At 72.0% G+C, this 24,028-nt stretch carries 21 protein-coding genes; 8 read left to right on the top strand and 13 right to left on the bottom strand.

The window, feature by feature from the left end; translation table 11 throughout:
- Positions 1 to 113 precede the first annotated feature (113 nt).
- Genes MED01_RS30260 through MED01_RS30250 form a run of 3 tightly spaced genes read left to right on the top strand, consistent with a single transcriptional unit; the run spans position 114 to position 1,584 of the window.
- Complete coding sequence (locus tag MED01_RS30260; RefSeq protein WP_091400640.1) at positions 114 to 452, top strand: ArsR/SmtB family transcription factor; 339 nt, start codon at positions 114 to 116, stop codon at positions 450 to 452.
- Complete coding sequence (locus MED01_RS30255) at positions 449 to 925, top strand: SRPBCC domain-containing protein (protein WP_238671868.1); 477 nt, start codon at positions 449 to 451, stop codon at positions 923 to 925. The genes MED01_RS30260 and MED01_RS30255 overlap by 4 nt, the downstream gene beginning before the upstream one ends.
- The gene (locus tag MED01_RS30250) at positions 922 to 1,584 is read left to right on the top strand and encodes a dihydrofolate reductase family protein (protein ID WP_238671867.1); all 663 of its coding nucleotides are present in this window, start codon (positions 922 to 924) and stop codon (positions 1,582 to 1,584) included. Before MED01_RS30255 ends, MED01_RS30250 begins: the two co-directional genes overlap by 4 nt.
- An 87-nt stretch (positions 1,585 to 1,671) precedes the next feature.
- Here the strand turns inward: MED01_RS30250 and MED01_RS30245 are convergent, their stop codons facing one another.
- The 4 genes from MED01_RS30245 to MED01_RS30230 form a co-directional block, all read right to left on the bottom strand.
- The gene (locus tag MED01_RS30245; RefSeq protein ID WP_238671866.1) at positions 1,672 to 2,091 is read right to left on the bottom strand and encodes a VOC family protein; all 420 of its coding nucleotides are present in this window, start codon (positions 2,089 to 2,091) and stop codon (positions 1,672 to 1,674) included.
- Positions 2,088 to 2,507 (bottom strand): VOC family protein, encoded by a 420-nt coding sequence (locus MED01_RS30240; RefSeq protein ID WP_238671865.1) that lies wholly within the window; start codon positions 2,505 to 2,507, stop codon positions 2,088 to 2,090. The genes MED01_RS30245 and MED01_RS30240 overlap by 4 nt, the downstream gene beginning before the upstream one ends.
- A gap of 147 nt (positions 2,508 to 2,654) precedes the next feature.
- On the bottom strand, positions 2,655 to 3,830 hold the full coding sequence (locus MED01_RS30235) for a sensor histidine kinase (RefSeq protein WP_238671864.1): 1,176 nt from the start codon (positions 3,828 to 3,830) through the stop codon (positions 2,655 to 2,657).
- Positions 3,827 to 4,495, bottom strand: a complete 669-nt coding sequence (locus tag MED01_RS30230) for a response regulator transcription factor (protein WP_238671863.1) — start codon at positions 4,493 to 4,495, stop codon at positions 3,827 to 3,829. The genes MED01_RS30235 and MED01_RS30230 overlap by 4 nt, the downstream gene beginning before the upstream one ends.
- 142 nt (positions 4,496 to 4,637) lie before the next feature.
- On the opposite strand from MED01_RS30230, the gene MED01_RS30225 reads away from it, so the two are divergent.
- A complete protein-coding gene (locus tag MED01_RS30225) occupies positions 4,638 to 5,789 on the top strand; it encodes a C39 family peptidase (protein WP_238671862.1) in 1,152 nt (383 codons plus the stop codon).
- Here MED01_RS30225 and MED01_RS30220 read toward each other — a convergent pair whose 3' ends face one another.
- Positions 5,790 to 7,073 (bottom strand): outer membrane protein assembly factor BamB family protein, encoded by a 1,284-nt coding sequence (locus MED01_RS30220; RefSeq protein ID WP_238671861.1) that lies wholly within the window; start codon positions 7,071 to 7,073, stop codon positions 5,790 to 5,792.
- Positions 7,070 to 8,368 carry an outer membrane protein assembly factor BamB family protein gene (locus tag MED01_RS30215; RefSeq protein ID WP_238671860.1) on the bottom strand — a complete coding sequence of 433 codons (1,299 nt, stop codon included), beginning with the start codon at positions 8,366 to 8,368 and terminating at the stop codon, positions 7,070 to 7,072. The genes MED01_RS30220 and MED01_RS30215 overlap by 4 nt, the downstream gene beginning before the upstream one ends.
- Before the next feature lie 124 nt (positions 8,369 to 8,492).
- Between MED01_RS30215 and MED01_RS30210 the strand changes: the two genes are divergently transcribed.
- On the top strand, positions 8,493 to 10,364 hold the full coding sequence (locus tag MED01_RS30210) for a DUF6311 domain-containing protein (protein ID WP_274526511.1): 1,872 nt from the start codon (positions 8,493 to 8,495) through the stop codon (positions 10,362 to 10,364).
- On the opposite strand, the gene MED01_RS30205 is transcribed toward MED01_RS30210, so the two are convergent.
- Complete coding sequence (locus tag MED01_RS30205) at positions 10,365 to 12,161, bottom strand: DUF6311 domain-containing protein (RefSeq protein ID WP_238671858.1); 1,797 nt, start codon at positions 12,159 to 12,161, stop codon at positions 10,365 to 10,367.
- Positions 12,161 to 13,924, bottom strand: a complete 1,764-nt coding sequence (locus MED01_RS30200; RefSeq protein WP_238671980.1) for a DUF6311 domain-containing protein — start codon at positions 13,922 to 13,924, stop codon at positions 12,161 to 12,163. The genes MED01_RS30205 and MED01_RS30200 overlap by 1 nt, the downstream gene beginning before the upstream one ends.
- A 434-nt stretch (positions 13,925 to 14,358) precedes the next feature.
- Here MED01_RS30200 and MED01_RS30195 point away from each other — a divergent pair, with 434 nt between their 5' ends.
- Positions 14,359 to 15,552, top strand: a complete 1,194-nt coding sequence (locus tag MED01_RS30195; RefSeq protein WP_372493753.1) for a hypothetical protein — start codon at positions 14,359 to 14,361, stop codon at positions 15,550 to 15,552.
- 382 nt (positions 15,553 to 15,934) lie between these two features.
- Here the strand turns inward: MED01_RS30195 and dxs are convergent, their stop codons facing one another.
- The 3 genes from dxs to MED01_RS30180 all read right to left on the bottom strand — a co-directional run bounded on the left by dxs (position 15,935) and on the right by MED01_RS30180 (position 21,371).
- Positions 15,935 to 17,881 (bottom strand): 1-deoxy-D-xylulose-5-phosphate synthase, encoded by a 1,947-nt coding sequence (gene dxs, locus MED01_RS30190; protein WP_238671857.1) that lies wholly within the window; start codon positions 17,879 to 17,881, stop codon positions 15,935 to 15,937.
- A gap of 93 nt (positions 17,882 to 17,974) precedes the next feature.
- Positions 17,975 to 19,216, bottom strand: coding sequence for a class I SAM-dependent RNA methyltransferase (locus tag MED01_RS30185; RefSeq protein ID WP_238671978.1), 1,242 nt, complete (start codon positions 19,214 to 19,216; stop codon positions 17,975 to 17,977).
- A gap of 70 nt (positions 19,217 to 19,286) precedes the next feature.
- Complete coding sequence (locus MED01_RS30180) at positions 19,287 to 21,371, bottom strand: APC family permease (RefSeq protein WP_238671856.1); 2,085 nt, start codon at positions 21,369 to 21,371, stop codon at positions 19,287 to 19,289.
- Between the two features lie 163 nt (positions 21,372 to 21,534).
- Here MED01_RS30180 and MED01_RS30175 point away from each other — a divergent pair, with 163 nt between their 5' ends.
- The gene (locus tag MED01_RS30175; RefSeq protein WP_112586756.1) at positions 21,535 to 22,200 is read left to right on the top strand and encodes a potassium channel family protein; all 666 of its coding nucleotides are present in this window, start codon (positions 21,535 to 21,537) and stop codon (positions 22,198 to 22,200) included.
- 3 nt (positions 22,201 to 22,203) lie between these two features.
- Positions 22,204 to 22,893: a potassium channel family protein gene (locus MED01_RS30170; RefSeq protein ID WP_238671855.1), complete on the top strand. Its 690-nt coding sequence runs from the start codon at positions 22,204 to 22,206 to the stop codon at positions 22,891 to 22,893.
- A gap of 43 nt (positions 22,894 to 22,936) precedes the next feature.
- Here MED01_RS30170 and MED01_RS30165 read toward each other — a convergent pair whose 3' ends face one another.
- Together MED01_RS30165 and MED01_RS30160 are read right to left on the bottom strand one after the other, a co-directional pair.
- Positions 22,937 to 23,620 (bottom strand): DUF3159 domain-containing protein, encoded by a 684-nt coding sequence (locus tag MED01_RS30165; RefSeq protein ID WP_238671854.1) that lies wholly within the window; start codon positions 23,618 to 23,620, stop codon positions 22,937 to 22,939.
- Positions 23,621 to 23,645: 25 nt separating this feature from the next.
- On the bottom strand, positions 23,646 to 24,026 hold the full coding sequence (locus MED01_RS30160) for an OB-fold nucleic acid binding domain-containing protein (protein ID WP_238671853.1): 381 nt from the start codon (positions 24,024 to 24,026) through the stop codon (positions 23,646 to 23,648).
- Positions 24,027 to 24,028: the final 2 nt, after the last annotated feature.

Genomic DNA, 24,028 nt, shown 5'->3' with positions numbered 1-24,028 from the left:
CCCTGTTGCTCTCCTGAAGCGCGCCGACCGGCCGCGGTTGGCACGGCGGCCACCCCGGGGCCACCGATACTGTGCCCTTGCGCTAAGTGTCATCTCCCGCAACACTTAGCCGCATGGCACAGTATTCGGCGCAGCTCGACGGCGTGTTCGTCGCCCTCGCTGACCCGACCCGGCGCTGGGTCATCCGCCGCCTCGGCCACGGTCCGACGAGCGTCGGCGACCTCGCCCGCGAATTTCCGATGACCCTTCCCTCGTTCATGAAGCACGTGCAGACGCTCGAGTCGAACGGACTGATCCACACGACCAAGTCCGGCCGGGTGCGCACCTGCGTGCTCAACCGCGAGCGCCTCGCTGTCGTCGACGACTGGCTCGCGGAGCAGCGCCGGATCTGGGAGGAGCGCACGGATCGCCTGGAACGCCTCGTCACCGATGAGCAGGAGAACCAGCAATGAATCCCGACCTGGACCTGAGCATGGCGCGGATCATCCGCGCACCTCTCGCCGCCGTGTGGAGCGCCTGGACCGATCCGTCCCGCTTCGAGAAGTGGTGGATACCGGCGCCGGCCCTGTGCCGCGTCGATCGCTTGGACGTCCGGCCCGGTGGCGGACTCGTGACCCGACTGAGCGAGGACGGGGTGGAGTTCGTCCCGCACCTCGACGCATGCTTCCTCGTCGTCGACGATCTCGAACGGATCGTGTTCACCAACGTGATCGACAGCGCCTGGCGGCCCGCGCATCCAACCCCGGTCCCGATGACCGCGGAGATCACCATGAAGGATCATCCGGACGGCACGGACTACCGGATCATCGTCCGTCACGGTGATCCCGCCGCTCGTGACCTCCACGAGAAGATCGGCTTCGCGGACGGCTGGGGCTCGGTCACCGAACAACTCGCCGGGCTCGCCGAGCGCCAGGGGGCGCTGTGAAGATCGTCCTTACCCAGTTCGTCACTCTCGACGGCGTCAGCCAGGGGCCCGGCTCGCCGACCGAGGACACGAGCGACAACTTCACCCGGGGCGGCTGGCTCGTGCCCTACCTGGACGAGGTCTTCGTCCGCCGGACCTCCGACTGGTTGGATCTCGCCGACGGTCTGCTGCTCGGACGGCGGACCTACGAGGCGTTCGCTCGCGACTGGCCGCAGATCACCGACCCGGACGATCCGTTCACCGAACGCATGAACTCACTACCGAAGTACGTCGTGACCAACACCCTCGCGGAAGGTGGTTGGCACCCGACGACGGTGCTCCGCGGAGACCCGATCCACACCGTCGGAGAGCTCAGGGCTCAGCCAGGACGGGAGCTCCAGATCCACGGGAGCGCACGACTTGGCAAGGCTCTGTTGTCGGCCGGCCTCGTCGACACACTCCGGCTCGTCGTAGCCCCCGCCGTGGCCGGTTCCGGGCGGCGGCTGCTCGACCATCCGAGCGCATCCGTCGGCCTCCGACTGGTTCACCACGAAGCGACAGCGAAGGGCCTGCTCCTGCTCGAGTACGAGCATGTCGGCGCTGCCCCGGTGGCGGAGTACGAGGGCGCGACGGCCTTCGTCCAGTCACCCGCGCCAGGGCACGGCCCGGCCACAGCCTGAACCTCGCGGTCAGGTCCCGCCCCGGGAGTGTGGCACCGGGCGCCGGCCACGCGAAGGTGGCCGACGCCCGGTGCCGTACGTCGACTGTCAGGCCGGTTCGACACCCGCCGCCGCGGCCCGCGCCGCTGCCGCTGCGGCCCGCTCGGCGGCGTTGCCGAGCACGCAGAACTCGTTGCCCTCCGGGTCGGCGAGCACCACCCAACCGCCGCCGGTCGGGCCGACGTGGTCGGCGACGAGCGTCGCGCCGATGCCGAGCAGCCGCTCGACCTCCTCGGCCCGGGTGCGGTCGGCGGGTTGCAGGTCCAGGTGCAGCCGGTTCTTCACGGACTTGCCCTCGGGCACCGCGATGAACAGCACCTCCGGGCCACCCGGCGGCAGAAGCATCGCCTCCGGGTCGCCGGGAAAGTCGTCGGGCTGCCGGGGGCAGTCGAAGACCTGCGCCCAGAAGCCGGCGAGGGCGTACGTGTCGTGACAGTCGATGCTGATGTTGTGAATCGTCGAACTCATGCCTGGTCCTCCACAGTGGTGTCGACCCGCTCCCCGGCACTGCGGAGCACGCAGAACTCGTTTCCCTCCGGGTCGGCGAGAACCGCCCAGCCCGTCCCGTCGGTGCGCCGCTGGTCGGCGACCATCGTGGCCCCGAGGCCGAGCACCCGCTCGACCTCCTCGTCGCGGGTCCGGTCGACCGGTTCCAGGCAGATGTGGACCCGGTTCTTGGTCACCTTGTCCTCGGGCACCGCTTGGAAGAACATGTTCGGCGTGGCACCGTCCGGCGGCAGCAGGGCGGCTTCCGGGTCACCCGGAACGTCCTCCGGGAGCCGGGCGTAGCCGAGCACCGCCGACCAGAAGCCGGCCAGGGCGTACGTGTCGTGACAGTCGAAACTGATGTTGCGGATCCGTGGATGCACGGGTGGTCTCTCCATCTTCGGATGGGGACGCTCCGCCGCCGGGGGTCAGCCTGCGAGGACCCGGGGTGCGGAGCCTTGACTGATGGACATCGCGCACCCCCTTCCACTCTCCGAGCTGACCCGGCGATCTTGCCACCGGCCGAGTGGGGCGCGCAACCCCGATCAGCCGGCGACGGACACCGTCGCGGGCACGGCCGGGGCGTCCGACGACGGCAGGGTGACAGTCACCTCCAGGCCACCGCCGGGCTGCGCGACCACCCGTACGGCGCCGCCGTGCGCGGTGCAGACCGCCCGGACGATGGACAGCCCCAGGCCGGAGCCACGGGCTCCGGTGCGTTCCCGGCCACCACGGCGGAACGGCTCGAACAGCCCCGGCACGTCGGCCTGGTCCACCTCGAAACCGGTGTTCCCCACCACCAGCCAGGACCGGTCACCGTCGGTGCCGGTACGCACCCAGAGCCGCCCGTGCAGGTGGTTGTAGCGGACCGCGTTCTCGATCAGGTTTCCGGCCAGCCGGTCGAGCAGCCCCGGGTCGCCGACGACCGGCGCCGACTCCAGCGACGTCTGCACCCGCAGGCCGATCCGTTCCACCTCGCGGCGCATCGCCGACAGTGCGTTGGCGGTGCCCGCGGCGAGGTCACACTCGGTACGCCGGCCCAACTGCCGCCCAGCCTGCGCCTCGCTGCGGGCCAGCACCAGCAGCGCGTCCACCAGGCCGTTGGCCCGCTCGGAGGCGTCGCGGACCACTGTCGCCATCCGTCGGTACTCGGCGGTGTCCGCGTCGTCGTCGCTGAGCGTCACGTCGATTTCCGTCCGCATCACGGCGAGCGGGGTACGCAGCTCGTGCGAGGCGTTCGCCACGAAGCGCTTCTGGGCCTCGAAGGCGGACGCGATCCGGTCCAGCATGGCGTCGAACGTCTTGGCCAACTCGGCCACCTCGTCGTCGGCGCCCGAGTAACCGATCCGCTGGTCCAGGGTCGCCTCACCGAGCCGCTGGGCGGTCGCCGTGACCTGGTGCAGTGGGCGTAACGCCCGACCGGCCACCGCGTACGCGCCGGCCACCCCCATCACGCTGATCGCCAGCAGCGCGACCAGGCCCTTGGCCAGCAACTCCCCGGAGGCGGCATCGACCAACTGCCGCTGCCACTGGGCGGCGTCCATCTGCCGGCCGTCGGAGAGCAGCACCATCGTGCCGGGCACCAACTCGTCGGTGGGTCGCAACGCGTCGCGGACCAGCAGCCAGGCCAGCAACACCAGGATCGCTCCGGCGCCGATCAGCAGCACCCCGTTGAGCAGTGTCAGCCGCAACCGCAGGGTGGGTCGCAACCGCCGGCTCATGCGCTCACCTCGGCGGTGCGGTAGCCCGCGCCGACCACCGTCTCGATCAACGGCGGGTCACCGAGCTTCTTACGGAGCGTCATCACCGTGACCCGGACGATGGTGGTGAACGGGTCGGTGTTCGCGTCCCAGACCCGTTCCAGCAGCTCCTCGCTGGAGACCACCGCGCCCCGCGCCTTGAGCAGTTCGCTGAGCACACCGAACTCCTTGTTCGTGAGGTCCACCGGCACCCCGGCGCGGGTGGCCACCCGGCGGGCCGGGTCGAGCACCAGGTCGGCCAGTTCGAGCACCGGCGGCGCGGCCGGGGTGGCCCGCCGGCCCAGCGCCTGCACCCGGGCGACCAGCTCGTCGAAGGCGAACGGTTTGGGCAGGTAGTCGTCCGCGCCGAGCTGCAACCCCTCCACCCGGTCGGCCACGGTGCCGCTGGCGGTGAGCATCAGCACCCGGGTCAACGCGCCGGAGGCCGCCAGGTCGGCGCAGATCTGGTCGCCGTGCACACCCGGCAGGTCGCGGTCGAGCACCACCACGTCGTACCTGGTGATGAACGCCGCCTCGTGGCCGGCGTCGCCGTCGTACGCCACGTCGACCGCCATCCCCCGCTTGCGCAACCCCCGTGCGATCGCGTCGGCGAGGTTGCGCTCGTCCTCGACCACCAGTACCCGCATCCCGGCCTCCTCGCTGCTGACCACCGACAACCTAGTGCCGGCCGGCAACCATCGTCCCTCGCCGTCCGCGCCGGCCGGCGTTGCGGGCCACCGCGGCGTACGCGATGCTGGCCGGCGGTATCGAGCGACGGACGGACCTGGCATGACCACTGCGGCACCACCCACCCGGCGAGACATCGCCTACCGGGGTTTCCACCTGCCGGCCGACACGGCCAGTGGCAGCGGCGACGGCCTGCTCGCCAGCGGTCGAGGGCTCACCCTCGACGGCGTCGCCCCGCAGGGCACCTGGACGTCGCCGCCGGTACCTGTCGGCTTCGCCGTCGCCGAGGTGGTGCCGTCCTGGACGGCCGACACCCCGGACGGCTGCTGGATCGCTGTCGACCTGCGCGGCTGGCACGACGACGCACCCAGCACCGACTGGTACCGCCTGGCCCACTGGGCCGCCGACGACCACACGGTACGACGCACCTCGCTGCCCGGACAGCGCGACAGCGCCGCCCGGGTCGACACCGACACCCTGATCGTGACCGGAGCGACGGTCACCGGTTGGCAGGCGCGGGTGACCTTGTGCCGGCCCGCCGGCAGCCCGACCGGCCCGGTGCTGCGCAGCATCGGCGCGGTCGCCACCGGCCCCACGACGGCTCACCAGGGGTACGCGGGAGAGCCCGTCCCGTCCGCTGCCTGGGGCCGGGTGTTGGACGTGCCCCGCTACTCGCAGCGGCTGCACGCCGGCCAGTACCCGCAGTGGGGCGGTGGCGGGGACTCATGGTGCAGCCCCACCTGCACCTCGATGGTGCTCGCCTACTGGGGCGCCGGGCCGACGCCGGACCGTTACGCCTGGGTGGAGCCGTCCGGCCCTCGTCCGGTGGTCGTCCACGCCGCCCGGCACTGCTACGACCACGCGTACGCCGGGGCCGGCAACTGGCCGTTCAACACCGCGTACGCCGGTCTGCACGGGGTGGACGCGTTCGTCACCCGGCTGCGGTCGCTGGTCGAGGCGGAGGCGTTCGTCGCCGCCGGCATCCCCCTGATCGTCTCCGCCGCGTTCCGGGCCGACGAGGTGCCGGGGCTCGGGTACGACACCGCGGGGCACCTGATGGTGCTTGTCGGCTTCACCGCCGACGGCGACCCGGTGCTCAACGACCCGTACGCCCCGGACGACGACGCGGTCCGTCGCACCGTGCCCCGGCAGGGGTTCGAGGCGGTCTGGCAACGCGGCAGCGGCGGGGTGGCGTACGTGCTGCGGCCCGCGTCGGCGCCGCTGCCCCCGCCGCCCACCCAGGCGAACTGGTGATCAGCCGGCCAGTTTCCAGAGCTGGTAGGAGCCGGTGGTGGTGGCGATGCACACCAGGTAGCCGGTGACCGCCTGACACCCCCCTGTGACATCGGGTAGCACGTCCACGATGTGCACCTTTCCGGCGGCGATGTCCAGCTCGCCGACGAGCACCCCTCCGTCGGGATGCCGGCGCAGGCCGAGCAGCCGGCCGCCAACACCTAGCTGGTACAGCTCCCACCGGCCCAGGTCGGCCAACTGCTGGCCGGTCAGCGCATCGAGCACGACGTACTGCTCCGACGGACCGACGCCGCTGATGTTGGCCATCAGCCGGCCGTCGGTCGGCCAGGCCCACCCCCACTGGCTGCTGCGCCAGCGCACCTCGCCGGTTGCCGGGTCGAGCGCCTGCAACTCGTTGTTGCCGGTGCGCAGACACAGGACGGGTCCACAGTCCAGCGCGAAGTCGATGTGCACCCTGGCACGGGTCCAGCGGGGCTTGAGCTGGTCCAGCTCGTACGCGGTGACAGTGCCCGAGCCTCTGTCGAGGACCAGCAGCAGGTCGTTCGACAGGTCCAGTCCGATCCGACCACCGTCGGGTGGGCGCAGGTCGGCGCGGGCCAGCACCGCGCCGGTGTTCGCGTCGCGTACCTCGACCGGCCCGTCCAACTGGTTGAGCACCACCCGGTCCACCCCGAGCCCGGTGTCCCGCACCCTCATGTCGGGGCTGAGGCCGGACAGCTCCCAGCGGACGGTGCCGCAGCACGGATCCACAGCGCGCAAACTGGACGGTTCGGTCTCGCCGCCGTTGCGCAGCAGCAGGTTGCCGTCGGTCAGCTTGGAGACGGCGCCCGGCTGCTGCCACCGGTACGCCCCGGTCGCCCGGTCCAGTGCGACGGTGAGTGTCTCCCGACCCTCCGGGCCGATCTCGTACCCGGTGGCCAGCAGCGTCCCGGCCAGCGGAATCATCCCCCAGTACCGAGCCTCCGCTGGCAGCGTCACCTGCCAGACCGGCTCGACGCCGGGCAGCCGATACGCGGCCAGCCGCGCCTGCCGCGCTTCGGTACTGGCCGGCTCCATGACCAGGAGCAGATCACCGTCGATCATGACATCGGACCCGGGCCGGCCCGGCAGCGTCACCGGGGCCCGCCGGGGCGGTACGACGGCGGACGCGGCGAGCGTGACCAGCGCCAGCACCATGACCAGCGCAGAGCGCAGCGGGCGACCGTGAGCGCGAGGTGGGCGGGGCGTCGACTCCGGGTCCGGGTCGTCCCGCAGCTCGCCGAGGTCGATCACCGAGTCGGTCACCGCGTCAACCTCCACAGAGCGGTAGTGCCGTCGAGGCGCTGGCAGAGCAGGACCGGCAGGGACGCCTGGCAACTGCCGGCGATGCCCGGCAGCACGTCGACGATGCGCGTTCGGCCGGCCACCAGGTCCAGTTCGGCGACGACCATCCGACCGTCGTCACCCCGCCGCACACCGACCAGCGGGTCGTCCGGCCGCAGCACCGGCATCAGACTCCACACGCCCAGCTCGGTCCGCATCTGCCCGGTGGCCGCGTCCCGCACCGCGTACCCCTGGCCGGGTCTGGCCATCAGGAGCCGACCGTACCGGACGTCGGCCAAGACGTCCTGGCCCGGTTCCGACCACCGCACGGCGCCGGTGCCCGGGTCGAGCACCTGGAGGCCGCCGGTCTGCGGCACCGCGCAGAGTAGACCGCCGCATTCGAGCACATGCGACACCAGCGTCACCTCCGAGGTCCAGAGTGGCTCCAACTCGGCCAGCCCGAAGCTCACCAGCCGGGTGCTGCCCGGCGGGACGAGCAGCAGCAGGTCGTCGACGATCTGCACCCGCTGGTACGCCGACCGGTCACCGGGCAGCGTGTCGATGCTGCGCAGCAGTCGGCCGGTGCCGGCGTCGTGCACCTGCACCTCGCCGGTCGGTTGCAGGAGCACGAACCGGTCGACCTGCCCCTCGGGAGTGAGGTGGTAGGTGGGGCTGGCGGCCGGCGGGATCGGCACCGACCAGAGCACCAGGCCGGTGTCGGGCTCAACGCCGCTCATCGCGCCCGACCCGTCCTCCCGGCCATTGGTCACCAGCAGGCCACCGCCGGGCGTCGGCTGGGGAGCGCCGGGATGCTGCCAGCGTTGCCGGCCCGTCGCAATGTCGAAGGCGGTGGTCTGGAACAACCGGTTGGGGGCGCCGACCGCCAACGCCAGCACCAACCCCTGCTCGACCCGGACGTCGAGATAGTTGCCGGTGCGGGCCAGCGGCGCCTGCCACCGCCGCCGCACCTCGGCACCGGTCGGTGCCGGCTGGGCGTACGCGGTCAGGTACCGGGCCCCGTCGGGTGCCGGCGGATCGACGACGAAGACGCCGTCCCCGGCCAGGTACGCGGTGGCCATCCGCGACGCCGGCACCACGCTCACCGTTCGCTGCGTTGCCGGCGCGGCGCCGGCCAGCACCACCAGGCTGAGAAACAGCACAGTCGCGCTGCGCAGCGGGCGACCAACGGCGCGCGGGCGGCGCACCGGAGGTGCCGGCACGGGCTCGTCGCGCATCTCGCCCAGCTCGATGATCGACAACGACCGTTCCTCCGTCACCAGGTAAAGCTGGCCGACGGGTCACTCTCCGGCAAACCGACAGTCAGCGCACCGGCCCGGCAAAAGCGACGGAACCCCGCCTGTACGATGGCGCGTCGTGGCTGTGCCGGTGGTAGACCCTTCGCTGATTCCCGTGACCGACGCCGATCCGGCCGAGGTCGAGTCGACACGGCGGCCTCGACGCCGTCCGGCCCGAGCCGACCTGTTGGCCCTCGGAGCCTATGTGCTGCTGGGCGTCTTCGTCTGCCTCAACTACTGGGGTGACGTCAACGGCCGGGTCTCCTCGCACCTGCCCACCGACCACAGTTGGTTCGAGTGGCTGTTCGCGCACGGCGAGTACTCGGTGCGGCACCTGGAGAACCCGCTGTTCACGGCCCGTCAGAACGCCCCGGACGGGGTGAACATGATGGCCAACACCTCGCTGCTCGGGGTGACGCTGCCGTTGGCCCCGCTGACCATGCTGCTCGGCCCCCAGGTGATGTACTCGCTCTACCTGGGCGCGGCGCTGGCGGCCACCGCCGGCACCGGGTACTGGATGCTCTCCCGCCACCTGGTGCGCTCCCGTGCGGCGGCGTTCGTCGGCGGCGCGTTCCTCGGCTTCGCGCCGGGAATCATCCACCACGCCAACGGCCAACCGAACTTCGTTTCCAACTTCCTGCTCCCGCTGATCGTGGTGCGGGTGCTGACCCTGGGTGAGCCGGGCCGGTGGCGACGCAACGGGCTCGTGCTCGGTGCGCTGGTGGCGTACCAGATCTTCATCAACGAGGAGATGCTGCTGCTCACCGCGCTGGCCTGCCTGGTCATCGTGCTGGCGTACGCCGTGCAGCGGCCGCGGGCCACCCGGGCCGCAGCCGGCACGTTCCTGGCCGGGCTCGGCGTCGCCGGCGGGCTGGCCCTGGTGCTCACCGCGTACCCGATCTGGTTCCAGTTCAACGGCCCGCAGTCCTACCGGGGCCTACAGGGTGGCGTCTTCCACAACTGGGGCGAGGACCTGGTCGCCTTCGTCACCTTCGCCCGGGACACCTGGGCCGGTGACCCGGCCGTGGAGAAGACGATCGGGCTGACCGAGCAGAACACCTGGTTCGGTTGGCCGCTGGTGCTGCTCTCTGTGGTGGCTCTGGTGCTGCTCGTACGCCGCTCGCTGGCCGCCCGGATCGCCGCGGTGCTCATCGTGGTGTTCAGCGTTGCCGCGATCGGGCCGTTCGTGCGGTTCAACGGTGTGGAGACCGGCGTGCGCGGCCCGTGGTCGTACGTGTCGGACGACCTGCCGCTGGTCGAGATGATGATGCCGACCCGGTTGACGCTGGTGGTCGCCGCCGCGGTGGGCGTACTGCTCGCGTTGACCTGGGACGCCGCGCACCGCCAGGGGCGCGCGGTGGCCGACCGGCCGCGGGTGCCGGCCCAGCGGGTGCCCGAGACGACCTCGGCGACGTCCGACGACGAGCCTGCCGCGCCGGCCGTCACGCGCCGCCGGTGGCTGCGCCCGGTGGGGTACGCGGCGGTCGCGCTCGCCGTGCTGCCGCTCTTCCCCCGCCCGCTGCCCGCCCAGCAGATCGACCCACCGCCGCACTTCATCACCGCGGGCGGCTGGCGGCCGTACGTGCCGGCGGGCCGAACCCTGGTGCCGGTGCCGATCCCGAGCAACGTGCACGGTCTGCCGACGCTGCGGTGGAGTGCGCTGACCGGGCAGGAGTTCCCCGTTCCGGGCGGCTACTTCATCGGCCCGAACGAGCTGGGTGAGGGGGTCTTCGGTGCGCCGAACCGACCGACCAGCTCCCTCATCTACGCCACAATGGACAGCGGCACGCTTCCGGCGCTGACCGACGAGAACCGCCGGCAGGCCGTCGAGGACCTGCGGTTCTGGCGGGCGTCGGTGGTGGTGCTCGGGGCGCACCCCCGCGAGGCTGTGCTCCGTGAGCTGGTCGCCGCCCTGCTCGGGCCACCGCAGCGGGTCGACGACGTCTGGGTCTGGGACGTGCGGGCCCTGGTGGGTTAGTCAGCCGACCCGGTCCCGGACGTCCCACAACCATCCGCCGTCGACCGGTCGGCCCGGGCCGAGCAGGTCGTCGACGGTCCGGCGGACCGGGTCAGAGTGCTCCAGGTGCCCGAGTACGACCACCGCGGCACGCCAGTGCCGCAGGTCCTCGACGGCCCGGCGGCGGTCGGCGTCGGTGAGCACCGGCACCGCTCCGGTCTCGGCCACCTGCCGCAGCAGCACCGACGTGGGCCGGTCCGGCGCGCCCCAGCGGGCCGCCGGGTCGTCGGGGCCGCTGGGGCCGATGAAGTAACCGCCAGGCGCGGCGAACCCCAGTCCGGTACGGGCGGACCAGAGCATCACCGGGCTGCGCCCGGCACCGGTGACCGGGGGCACCGCGACCACCGTCCGACCGGGCGGCACCAGCGGACGCCAGCCACCGGCGGCGAGAAACGCCGGCACCGGCGCGACCGGCACCACGCGGATCGGAGTCGGAAACAGGGGCAGCAACGCGGCGGCGACCGCGCCGGCCCACAGCAGCCGCACCGGTAGGCCCGGCGCCACGTTCGGCCTCCGCGCGGCCCGGACCCGGTCCACTGACAGCGCCACCAGCACACCCAGCACCGGAACGCAGACCAGCGCGAACCGGGCCGGCACCGCGAGATCGAGCAACGGCAGCCCGCCGACCAGCCGGTACGGCCCCGCAATGCCGGTGGCCGCGCCGTCCACCCGCAACTCGTCGCCGAGCGAGAGCAGGGCGAAGACCACGCCGCAGGCGGCCAGTGCCCGCACCAGTGGTCGTCGCCACTGCCAGATCACGATCACCACGGCGAGCACCAGCAGACCCGGGCCGAAGAACGAGTTCTCCTCTGTCGGATTCGGCGAGAGCAGCCCCGGCAACCAGTCGTCACCCAGCACCGTCTGCCGGGCCGACGCGGTGAACGAGGCGACGTCCAGTTGGAAGCCCTGCGTGGCGAACGCCATCCCGGAGTAGTGCTGCGGGCCGTGGAACTGGAACCACAGCGGGTACGCCAGCGGCACCGCCGCCACGCCGGCCGCCACCGCCAGTCGACCGAAGAGGGCCGGCGCCAACCGCCGTGCGGCCACCCGGTCGGCGAGCGCGTAACCCAGCGCGAATACGCCGGCCGCGAGCACCAGGAAGACCAGCACCTCCTCGCCGATGAAGACCTGCCAGACGAGCAGCAGCCCCAGGCCGACGCCGGGCCGCCACACGCCGTCTCGCGTCGTCTCCGCGGCCGGCCGGAACACCAGGGCGAGGATCGCGGGCACCAGGAACTGGGCGGCGATGTGCAGGTGGGCGCCCGCCTGGGCGATCATGCCCGGGGCGAAGCCACAGATCAGCCCACCCACCGCGGCCGGGGCCCGGCTACCGACCAGCCGGCGACGCAACAGCACGTACCAGGCGACGGCCGTCCCGGCGAGGCAGCAGACGACCGCCACGCAGAACGCCACCTGCGAGCCGAAGAGCACTGTGACCGGGGTGAGCGGGACACCCAGGCCGAGCACCGAGGTGTTCGCCATCAGGTTGACCCCGTCGGGCGCGTTCAACAGGGTGCTGAAGAGCGGATTCTCCCCCTCGACCACCGCGTGCGCCGCGTGGGCCAGCATCCACTCGAAGAGGATCTGGTCACCCGCCTGGTGGAACAGCCGCCACTGGTGACCCCACTGCCCGCTGGTCACCAGCACGGCGAGGCCCAGATAGCCGGCGACCACCAGCGCGTCCCGCAGCCAGGCCGAGCGGGACGCGCCGACCGTCGCCGGGGGCGAGATGTTCGGGGACGTCGTCCCGGCGGTCATCAGACCGAACGGTCGCTGATCGTCCGGACGTCCCAGACCCAGACGTCCAACTCCTGGCGGCCCGGACCGACCAGTTCCTCGACGGTACGTCGCAGTGGCTCGGCGTTCTGCTGCCGCACCGGCAGCACCAGGATCGCCGCGCGCCAGTGCCGCAGCTCGTCGGTGAAGCGGCGACGCTGCCGGTCGTCCAGCTTCGGCGTACGGCCGGTGGTCGCCACCTCCTCCAGCATCTGACCCACCCCGCTGGGACGACCGCCGAACCGGCCCGCGTCACCGGTGTTGCCGTTGCGGGGCGCGAGGAAGTAACCGCCGGGGATCTTGAAGTCGAGGTTGGTGGCCGCCGCCCAGCGCATGCCGTGCGTGTTGCCCATGCTGGGCACCGGGATCGGCACCAGCGTCTGGTCCGGCCCGACGTACGCCCGCCACCGGTCCGCCGTGATGAAGTCCGGCACCGGCGGCCGGGAGACCATCCGCAGCGGCATCGGTGCGATCGGCAGCAACGCGAAGGCCAGGCCCGCGGCGGTGAGCACGTGGACGGTACGACGGTCGGCCGGGCGTAGCGCCCAGGCCCGCTCGACGGCGAGTGCCAGCAGCAGGCCGATCACCACGCTGGTGATGAGCCCGAACCGGGTCGGCACCACCGCGTCCAGCAGCGGCAGGTGGACCAACCACTGCCACGGCCCGGTGATCAGCTCGCGGTCCCACCAGGAGACCCCCTCGCCGAGAGACAGCACGGCGAAGAACACGCCGGTCACCGCGAGCGCCCGAACGATCAACTCCCGGCGCAGCCAGACCACGATGCAGATGGCCAGCATCGACAGGCTCCAGCCGAAGAAGGCGTTCTCCTCGGAGTAGTTCGGCGCCAGGTTGGTGTTGGCTCGCTGGTTGCCGCCGAGGGTGGGCGAGCCGGGGGCGAAGAAGGCGGCTATGTCGTTGCCGTAGTCCTTCACCGCGTCACTGAGCCCGTGGTAGGCCATCGGCCCGGCGAACTGCACGTAGAGCGGGTACGCCAGCAGCGCCCCCGCCAGCAGCGCGCAGGTCACCACGCCGACGCCCAGGGGCCGCCACGCCGCCCGCCACCGGGCCGGCTCCTGAGCGAGCACCGCCAGCAGGAAGACGCCGCAGGCCAGCGCCGTGAAGAGCAGGATCTCCTCGTTGATGAACGCCTGCGCGGTGACCAGCAGGGCGAGCAGGGCCCCGTCCCGCACCGGTTTTACGGACCGGGTGAGCACCAGCACCCGCCACACGATGAACGGCAGCAGGAACTGGCTGATGATGTTCGGGTGCCAACTGGCGTGCGAGAGCATCGCGGGCGAGAACCCGCAGAACCAGCCGCCGACCGCCGCCGCGAGCGGGGTACGCACCAGGTGGCGGGAGAGCATCAGGTACCAGGCCATGGCGGTGCCGGCGAGACCGAGCGTGACCAGCACCACGAAGGAGACCGCCGGCCCGAAGAGCAACGTCACCGGGACCATCGGGATGCCCAGCGCCAGCACTGCCGTGTTGGCCATCAGGTTGACGCCGTCGGGGTAGTTGAACTGCTCGGTGTAGAACGGGTACTCGCCGTGCAGCACCACGCGTACCGAGTGGGCGAGGAAGAACTGCACCTGCGCCGGGTCACCGGTGTAGAGCGAGGCCACCCGACCGGAGGGGTCCGGCCAGATCCGGCTGGTCACCCAGAGTGCGGCGAGCAGGAACAGCCCACCCACCGCCAGGTGCTGCCGACGCCGGGTCCACCGCCGCCACCACGCCCGTGTCGGCACCGCGCTCTCGGCCGGCGCTCCGGGCTCGGCCGGCGTTGCGGTCTCGGTCGGCGTTTCGGGCTCGGTCGGCGTTTCGGGCTCGGTCGGCGCTCCGGGCTCGGTCGGCGCTGGGGTGGGGGCGGCCGGCGCTGTGGGCTCGGCCGGCGCTGTGGTGGGGGCGGTCAGCGCGGGCGGGCCGGCGAAGAGGCCGGCCGGTGTGCGGTAGCTCACCAGCTCGGCGGAGTCGACTGCCGCCTCCGGGTGCGGCGCGGGCAGGGCGCGGGACTCGGCAGGCGTCACAGTCGGCGGAGTCTACCGGAGCAACCAAAACGCCCTAAACCCCCGGTGCTGTCCATTGTGGTGGTTCGGATGCCGGCCAACTGAGGTGCCGCATCGGACATCTCGTACTATGGCGCTTTCCGACAGCGACGGCGAGGCGATCGGGGGCGGATCAGGTGACTCCAGGCCGTCGGTACGGCAGGGTGCTTCCCGTCCTGCTGAGCGCGCTACTGGCCGGCACGGCCTGCGGCCCGGTAGCCGAGCGGAAGCCGCAGGACCTTCGGGTCGGGTACGACAGCCTGGACGGCACCCTCGCGGTGTGGCCGCCCCGGGGCGACCTCTCCGGGGACGCCACGGCGACGGCGGCGGTCACCGCTGCGGTCCGGGGCTGGCGGTCACCGGCCGACGACCGCGCGCACCTGCCCTCCTCGGGCATCCTCTTCTCCGGTCGGGTCGACGGCGCCCCGGTGGCGCTGGTGGCCGCCGACGTACCCGGCGAAAGCGCATCCTGGCTGCTGCAACTGACCCGCGAGGGCGACCGGTACGCGGTGACCCGCGCCACCGAGTACACCGATCCGGGTTACCTGGTCTACTCGGACGTGCTGCCGGTGCAGACGACCGGCGGCCGGCGTTACCTGGTCTCGGCCCGGGTGCAGAGCCTGCTCGGGCCACAGGACCGGACGTTGACCATCGCCGACGGTCTCAGCGCACCGGTCGACGTGCCGTCCTGCACCGCCGTCGGCGTGACTGCGACGCTGCGGACCACCGAGTCGCTCCCCCGTGGGCGGGCCGCCGACCGGCTGCTCGACCTGGGCACCGGCACCGTCGACCCGCGCTACCCGTTGGTCCGCGACGAGTCCGGCACGGGCCGGCGGGCCCTCAACGGCCTGGACACCTGTGTGCTGTCCGGCGATCGGGGCCCCTTCGGCAGCATCCCCCGCCGAATCGGGGACCAGGACGCCCCACGCTCGGTGCCGACGTCCTGGCCGATGGCGAAGCTGACCGTACGCTCGCTCGGCGAAGTCGCCCTTGGCGGCGGCGAGGCGGCCGAGTTGCAGCAGCTCAGCTGGGACACCGACGCCGGCGCGATGACGGCGGTGATCTATCGACCGGCCGACGGGAGCGCGCCCGTCGTCTCACCCGCCGACCGGGCCACCCCGTTGCAGGCGTACCAACTGCCGGTGCCCGGTCAGCCGCTGGTGGTGCTGAGCTGGCGGCCCACCCGGGACAGTTCCCTGTCCGTTCCGCCGGGCACTCCCCTGTTGGTCGAGCGCCCCGGCCTGGCGGTCATCCCCACCCCGTCGCGCTCCCAGACCTACAGCCTCGCCAACAGCGACAAAACCCACTACCGCTCAATCTCCCCCCGCTAACCCCCGCTCCCGCTCCCGCTCCCGCTCCCCGCCCCGCCCCGCCCCCTCCCGCGATCTTGCACTTTCTGCGCCGACAAATCGGGAATCAAGGGGCATTCCGTCGACCAAAAGTGCAAGATCGGCGAGCGGAGTGGCGAAACGGAGTGCCCCCACCACCGCACCGGCACCGCACCACCGCACGGCACCCCTCACCCGGTCGATCATGGACTTGTGGTGCCCCACAAAAGTCGCGAATCATCAGCATCCGCCCACCATTAGTCCTTGATCGACCCGAGATGGCGGGGGTGCGGCGGGCCGGGCCGGGGTGGGTGGCGGCGGGGCGGGATTGAGCGAGGCGGCGGGCACCCCTCGAAGGGGGCCCGCCGCCTCGTGTTACCTGCGGTCAGTTCTGTGCGGCTGCGTCGCTGGGGGTGAGGCGGTCCGGGGTGGCGTCCAGGCCGGAGATCCAACCGGTGACGTTGCGGGCCACGTCCTGGGCGGTCAGGCCCAGGTCGGCGAGGATCTGCGCGCGGGTGCCGTGCGGGTGCCACTCGGCCGGCACACCCAGGTCCTTGAGCGGCACCCGGACGTCGGCGTCGCGCATCGCCTGGGCGAGCGCGTCACCCACACCGCCGACCCGGACACCGTCCTCGACGCTGACCACGAGCCGGTGGCGGGCGGCCAGGTCGACAAGCTCCGCCGGGACCGGACGCACCCAGCGCGGGTCGACGACGGTGACCCCGTAGCCCTGCTCGGCGACCCGGGCGGCCACCTCCATGCCCAGTTGGCCGAAGGAGCCGACGGCGACGAGCAGCACGTCGGTACGGGCGGACTCGGCCAGCACGTCGACAGGGCCGACCCGGCGCAGCGCCGGCAGGTCCGCGGCGACGGTGCCGGTCGGGAACCGCACCACTGTCGGGCCGTCGTCGACGGCCAGCGCCTCGCGCAACTCCTCGCGCAGGGTGGCGGCGTCGCGGGGGGCGGCGATCCGCAGCCCCGGCACCACCCCGAAGACCGACATGTCCCAGATGCCGTAGTGGCTGGGGCCGTCCGGGCCGGTGATGCCCGCCCGGTCCAGCACGAAGGTCACCGGCAGCTTGTGCATCGCCACGTCCAGCAGGACCTGGTCGAAGGCGCGGTTGAGGAAGGTGGCGTAGACCGCGACCACCGGGTGCAGCCCGCCGAGCGCCAACCCGGCCGCCGAGGTTGCGGCGTGCTGCTCGGCGATGCCCACGTCGTACACCCGCTCGGGGTACTTGCGGGCCAGCTTGGCGATGCCTGTCGGCTCGGCCATCGCGGCGGTGATACCCACCACGTCCGGACGTTCGTCGGCGACGGCGAGCAGCTCGTCGGCGAAGACGTGCGTCCACTTCACCGCCGGGGCGGCCAGCAGCGCGCCGGTCTCCACGTCGAAGGCGCCGCCGGGGCCGTGCAGGCAGTCCGCCTCGTCCTCCTCGGCCGGGCGGTAGCCGTACCCCTTGCGGGTGACGGCGTGCACGATCACCGGGCCGCCGAAGTTCTTGGCCGCGCGAAGCGCCGCCTCGACCGCCGCCACGTCGTGCCCGTCCACCGGGCCCACGTACTTGATGCCGAGGTCCTCGAACATGGCCTGCGGGGCGACCGCGTCCTTGATGCCCTTCTTGACGGCGTGCAGCACCTCGTACATCGGCTTGCCGACCAGCGGGGTGGAGCCCAGGGCGTCCTTGACGGTGTCGAGGACCTTCTCGTAGCCGGGGTTGAGCCGCAGCGAGGAGAGGTGGTCGGCCAGCCCGCCGATGGTCGGCGAGTAGGACCGGCCGTTGTCGTTGACCACGATCACGAGGGAGTTGCCGGCGGTGGCGATGTTGTTCAGCGCCTCCCAGCACATGCCGCCGGTCAGCGCGCCGTCGCCGACGACTGCCACGACGCTGCGTGCCTCGCCCCGCAGGGCGTACGCCTTGGCGAGGCCATCGGCGTAGGACAGCGCTGTGGAGGCGTGCGAGTTCTCGATGAGGTCGTGCTCGCTCTCCGCCTGGCTGGGGTAGCCGGAGAGGCCACCGCGCTGGCGGAGCTTGTCGAAGCCGGCCTGACGCCCGGTAAGGATCTTGTGTACGTACGCCTGGTGGCCGGTGTCGAACAGGAGCCGGTCCCGGGGGGAGTCGAAGACGCGATGCATGGCGAGCGTCAGCTCGACCACACCGAGGTTGGGCCCGACGTGCCCGCCGGTACGGGAGACCTTGGTGATCAGGAAGTCCCGGATCTCGGCGGCGAGGACGTCCAGTTCCTCGCCGGACATCCGCTTGACGTCCTGCGGACCGCGAACCGTCCCCAGCAGCCGGCCGTGGTTGGCCGTGTCCTCTTCAACACTCATGACCGGAGAGTCTATCGGCCCTGCGGTACTCCGCAGCCTGGCCCGAGCCCCACGCACCCGCACCGGGCGAGGAGTGGGCAGCTGAGCACCCGGTCAGGCGCCGCCCGGGGTGTTCTCCAGCGCGTCCGGGGGGAGCAGCAGCCCGACCTGCTCGACGTGCTGCGTCATCGGGAAGAGGTCGAAGCCCCGTAGCGCCGCCAGCCGCCAACCGAGGTCGGCGAAGGTCCGCACGTCCCGGGCGAAGGCGGCCGGGTCACAGGCCACGTACGCGACCGCCCGCGGACCGGCGGCGGCCAGCGCGCGGACCACCTGGGCTCCGGCCCCGGAGCGCGGCGGGTCGAGCACCACCAGGTCGACCGGGCCGGTGATTCGTCGGCGGGCCAGCGCGGTCTCCACCCGGGCCGACACCACCTCGACGCTGGGCAGGTCGGCGAGGTTCTCCCGGGCGGCGGCGACACCCTGCGCGGCTGCTTCGACGAGTGTCACCCGGCCGGTCGCGCCGATCCGTGCGGCCAGCCCGGCGGCGAACAGCCCAGCGCCGCCGTAGAGGTCCCAGGCGACCTCGCCCGGCTGCGGGTCCAGCAACTCCAGCACGGCGGTGGAGAGGGCGTCTGCGGCGGCCGGGTGCACCTGCCAGAACGCGGACACGGGCAGCGTCCAGTCCCGTCCGGCGGCGACCTCGCGGACCTCGGTCGGGCCACTGACCGGGGTGGGCACCCCGTCGCGGATCTCCGTGACGGTCACGTCCCCGCCGGTGCTGGCGACGGTCTCCACCGCATCGGCGGCCGGCCAGCGCGCGCCGGTGGGGGTGAGCACCGGCAGCTGCTGGATGGCCGGGTGGGCGATCCGGCAGCGGTCTATCGGCACCACCTCGTGCGAGCGGTGCTTGAGCAGGCCGGCCCGGTCGGCGGCGTCGACCGCGTAGCGGACCCGGGAACGCCAGCCGAGCAGCCCACCGGGCAGCGCCTCGACCCGGACGCCGAGCCGGTCCAGCTCGACGTCGGTCAGCCCTCCGAGGCGGACCAGTTGCTCGCGGACCACAGCGGTCTTCCAGGCCAGCTGCGCGGCCGGTGCGACGTGCTGGAGGTCGCAGCCCCCGCAGGCACCCGGCTTCGCGTACGGGCAGGGCGGCTCCACCCGGTCCGGTGAGGGCTCCAGCACTGTCACCGCGTCGGCCCGGACGAACCCCCGGTGCACCTCGGTGACCTCGGCGATGACCCGCTCACCCGGCAGCGCGTGCCGGACGAAGACCACCTGCCCGTCCACCCGGGCGACACAGTGCCCGCCGGGGGCGACCGCGTCGACGGTCAGCTCGACCCGGTCCGTCTCGGCCAGGCCCCGCTCGAACGTCGTCGAGGCCGACGCCGTCGGTGTCCTGGGTGTCGCGGTCCGCGGACCGCCCGGCTCAGTCACGAGTGTTCCCCATCATTTCGCTGTTCTCGGGCCCGCCCTCGCCGGGCGGCGCGCTGGCCACCGGCGGCGCGGCGACCAGCGGTGGCACGGCGCTCCGTGGCCCACGCGCCGGTGTCCGGGACAGCGTGGCGTCCAGCCGGTCCAGGTTCTTGCTCGCTGTCGACGCGAGCTGCCACGGCACGCTGACCACCATCACCCCAGGTTCGAAGAGGAGCCGGCCCTTGAGGCGCAGGGCGCTCTGGTTGTGCAGCAGGTTCTCCCACCAACGGCCGACCACGTACTCCGGGATGAACACAGTGACCACGTCCCGGGGCGACTTGCGGCGGGTGGAGGCGACGAAGTCCAGGATCGGGCGGGTGATCTCCCGGTACGGCGAGTCGATCACGGTGAGCGGGATCGCCATCTCCCGTCGCTCCCAGTCGGCCTGCAGGTCCCGGGTGTCCTTCTCGTCCACGTTGACGGTCACCGCTGTGAGCGTGTCCGGCCGGGTGGCGCGGGCGTAGGCGATGGCCCGCAGCGTCGGCTGGTGCAGCTTGCTGACCAGCACGATCGCGTGGTTGCGGGCGGGCAGCACGGCCCGGCCCTCGTCCGGCGGGGTCAGCTCGACGGCGATCCGGTCGTAGTGCCGGCGGATCGCCAGCATCAGTACGTAGATCACCGCCATCGCGGCGATCGCGATCCAGGCGCCGAGCAGGAACTTGGTGATCAGGACGATCACCAGCACCGCGCCGGTCAGGCCCGCGCCGAACGTGTTGATGGCACGGGAGCGGTGCATCCGGCGGCGCGCCTCCGGGTCCCGCTCGGTGCGCAGGTGCCGGTTCCAGTGCCGGATCATGCCGGCCTGGGAGACGGTGAACGAGACGAAGACCCCGACGATGTAGAGCTGGATGAGTCGGGTCACCTCGGCCTGGAAGCCGACGATCAGCACGATCGCGAAGAGGGCCAGGAAGACGATGCCGTTGGAGAAGGCCAGCCGATCGCCCCGGGTGTGGAACTGGCGGGGCAGGTAACGGTCCTGGGCGAGGATCGAGCCGAGCACCGGGAAGCCGTTGAACGCGGTGTTCGCGGCCAGGAAGAGGATCAGGGCGGTCATCCCGGCCACCACGTAGAGCAGGATCGACCCGGAACCGAAGACCGTCTCGCCGAGCTGGGTGGTGACCGTCTTCTGCACGTACCCCTCGGGGCCGGAGACGATCTGCAGGCCCGGGTCCTCGACGAACTGGAGGTGGGTCAGCCGGGACAGCCAGATGATCCCGACCAGCATGCTCACCGAGATGGTGCCGAGCAGCAGCAGGGTGGTGGCCGCGTTGCGGCTCTTCGGCGCCTTGAACGCCGGCACCCCGTTGGAGATCGCCTCGACACCGGTGAGCGCGGCGGCGCCCGAGCTGAACGTCCGCAGCAGCAGGAAGATGAGCGCGAAACCGGTCACGCTGTGCTCGGCCTGGATCACCAGGTCGGCGCTCGGCGCGCGCAGCTCGTCACCCAGCACGAAGACCCGGAACAGCCCGGTGAGCAGCATCCCGCCCATCACGATCACGAAGCCGTAGGTGGGGATGGCGAACGCCGTGCCCGACTCGCGCAGCCCACGCAGGTTGACAGCGCTCAGCAGGACAACCGCGCTCACCGCGATCAGGACCTTGTGGGTGGCCACGAACGGCACCACCGAGCCCAGGTTGGCCACCCCGGAGGAGACCGACACCGCCACCGTGAGCACGTAGTCGACAAGCAACGCGCTGGCCACCCCGACGCCGAACTTCGGCCCCAGGTTGACGGTGGCCACCTCGTAGTCGCCGCCACCGGACGGGTAGGCGTGCACGTTCTGCCGGTAGCTCGCCACCACGGTGAGCATGACCACGACCACTGCCAGCGCGATCCACGGCGAGAAGACGTACGCGGAGGCGCCGGCGATGGAGAGGGTCAGCAGGATCTCGTCGGGCGCGTACGCGACGCTGGACAGCGCGTCGGAGGCGAACACGGGCAGCGCGATGCGCTTCGGCAACAGGGTGTGCTGGAGCCGGTCGGACCGGAACGGTCGACCGAGAAGAATCCGCTTCAGCAGCGAGGTGGGACTGGCCACGAACGCCAAGAGTACGACCACCACGGCGGGGGCGCGGGGGTGGGCGATCATCGCTGCTCGCGACGGCGGGGTACGGTCGGTCCCCGCTCGTGACCGGGACGTGGCAGGCTCGCACTCGAAGGCCGCCGGCAGCGGGAGTGGTACGCACCTTGGGAGGGACAGCGTGCACGTCGTGATCATGGGATGTGGTCGGGTCGGGTCGACCCTCGCCCACAGCCTGGAGTCCCGAGGGCACTCGGTGGCGGTGATCGACCAGGACGCCGACGCCTTCCGCCGGCTCGGCCCCGACTTCGCCGGGATCACGGTGACCGGGGCCGGTTTCGACGGTGAGGTGCTCCGGCAGGCCGGCATCGAGCGCGCGGACGCCTTCGCGGCGGTGTCCAGCGGCGACAACTCCAACATCATCTCGGCCCGGCTGGCCCGCGAGACGTTCGGCGTGTCCCGGGTCGCCGCCCGCATCTACGACCAGCGCCGCGCGCAGGTCTACGAGCGGCTGGGCATCCCCACAGTGGCGACAGTGCGGTGGACGGCGGACCGGATGCTGCGACACCTGGTGCCGGAGGGCAACGTGGAGATCTTCCGCGACCCCACGAGCACCGTGTCGATCGTCGAGGTTCCCGTACACAAGGACTGGATCGGCCGACCGGTGCGGACGCTGGAGGACGCGACCGGGGCTCGGGTGGCCTACCTGATCCGCTTCGGCATCGGCACGCTGCCCACCGGCTCCACCGTCATGCAGGAGGGCGACCAGGTGTTCATGCTGGTCAGCGATGACATCGTGGCGACGGTCACGTCGGTGGCGGCGACGCCGCCGGAAGGAGGGCACTGAGCCATGCGGGTCGCCATCGCGGGCGCGGGCAACGTGGGCCGCTCGATCGCCCAGGAGTTGATCGACAACGGCCACCAGGTGATGCTGATCGAGCGCCAACCCAAGATGTTGCGCCCGGACCGGGTGCCGGCCGCCGAGTGGGTGCTGGCCGACGCGTGCGAGCTGAGCAGCCTGGAGGAGGCCGACGTCGCCGGCTGCGACGTGGTGGTCGCGGCGACCGGCGACGACAAGACCAACCTGGTGCTGTCGCTGCTGGCCAAGACCGAGTTCGCGGTGCCCCGGGTGGTCGCCCGGGTCAACCGGGCCGAGAACGAGTGGTTGTTCACCGAGCAGTGGGGCGTGGACGTCGCGGTGAGCAAGCCGCGGGTGATGGCCGCGCTCGTCGAGGAGGCGGTCACCGTCGGCGACCTGGTCCGGCTGATGACCTTCCGACAGGGCGAGGCGAACCTCGTCGAGATCACCCTGCCGCCGACCGCCCCCTACGTCGGTCAACCGATCCACGCCGTGCCGCTGCCTCGCGACTCCGCCCTGGTGGCGATCCTGCGCGGCAAGCGGGTCCTGGTGCCCAGCCCGGACGACCCGATCGAGGCCGGCGACGAGCTGATCTTCGTCTGCACCGCGGAGGTGGAGGACGCGGTCCGCGCGGTGATCCTCGGACCGGACAGCGTCGAACGGACCCGCAGCTCACGCTGACCCCGGCGGGCGCGCTGAGCGATCCGGGTGGCCCGGCCGTCGCTCAGGCGCTGGGCAGCGGGGCCGGCGGCGACTCCCGGGTGACCCGGCGCACCGTCCAGACCGTGATCAGCAACAGCAGCGCGTACGGCGGGTAGCCCAACGCCAGCCGGGCCACACCCAGGGCGGTGTCCTGGTGGGCCAGGTAGAGCCCGGCCTGCACGCCCACCTTGGCCAGCCAGACCACGCCCCAGAGCACTGTCAGCTGGGTGAAGGTGCGCACCAGCTTCGGGTCGGACCGCCACTCCGAACGGCCCTTGGCCACCAACACCGACCAGATCCAGCCCACCAGCGGCTGCCGGATCGCGGCCGAGATCAGCAGGGCGACGCCGTAGCCGATGCCGTAGAGGATGCCGGGGAGGTAGAAGTCACGCTCGTCGCCTGTGCGCCACGCGATGGCCGCGCCGACGCCGACGCCGAAGAGCCCGTTGACGGCGTGCCGAACCGGCCGACGCTGAGCCAGCCGCAGCCCCGCGATCAGCACGGCGACCGCGATCGACGCGATCACCGCCGGCCGCAGGTCGCCGATCACGTTGGCGACGACGAACACCACTACCGGGATGCTGGACTCGACCAGCCCGCGCCAGCCGCCGAGCTGGTCGGCCATCTGCTCGGCGATCGTCGGCAGCGGCTCCTCGTCCTGAGGGTCGGTCTCCGGCTGTGCCGCCCGGTCCTGTCCCGTCGTCATCGCCGGCCTTCCGTCCGCAGTGCCGTCACTTGGGCGAGTCCAGCTCGTAGTAGGGGTTGTAGATGACCTTGCGGTCGTCGCGCACGGCCACCCGGCCACGGGCGGTCAGATGCCGGCCCGGCTCGATCCCGGCGATGTGCCGTCGACCCAGCCAGACCAGGGTGACCACGTCGCTGCCGTCGTACAGGTCGGCCTCAAGGGTGGGCAGATTGGTGCGCGGCGTGTAGACCACGGTGCGCAGCCGACCGGCGACCGAGACCAGCTGACCCCGGGAGCACTGCTGGGCGGGGATTCCGCCGCACTGGGCGCTCTCCCGACGCAGCTCCTGCGCGTCGATCTCGGCCTCGCTGGCGGTGAACCTCTGCAGGATGCGCCGCAGCGACACCCGGCCCTCGTCGGTCGTCATGA

The sequence above is a fragment of the Micromonospora alfalfae genome, assembly GCF_022230925.1.
Classification (GTDB): Bacteria; Actinomycetota; Actinomycetes; order Mycobacteriales; family Micromonosporaceae; genus Micromonospora; species Micromonospora alfalfae.
The sequence above is the reverse complement of the archived record's forward strand: the minus strand, read 5'-3'. Positions and strand labels throughout refer to the sequence as shown.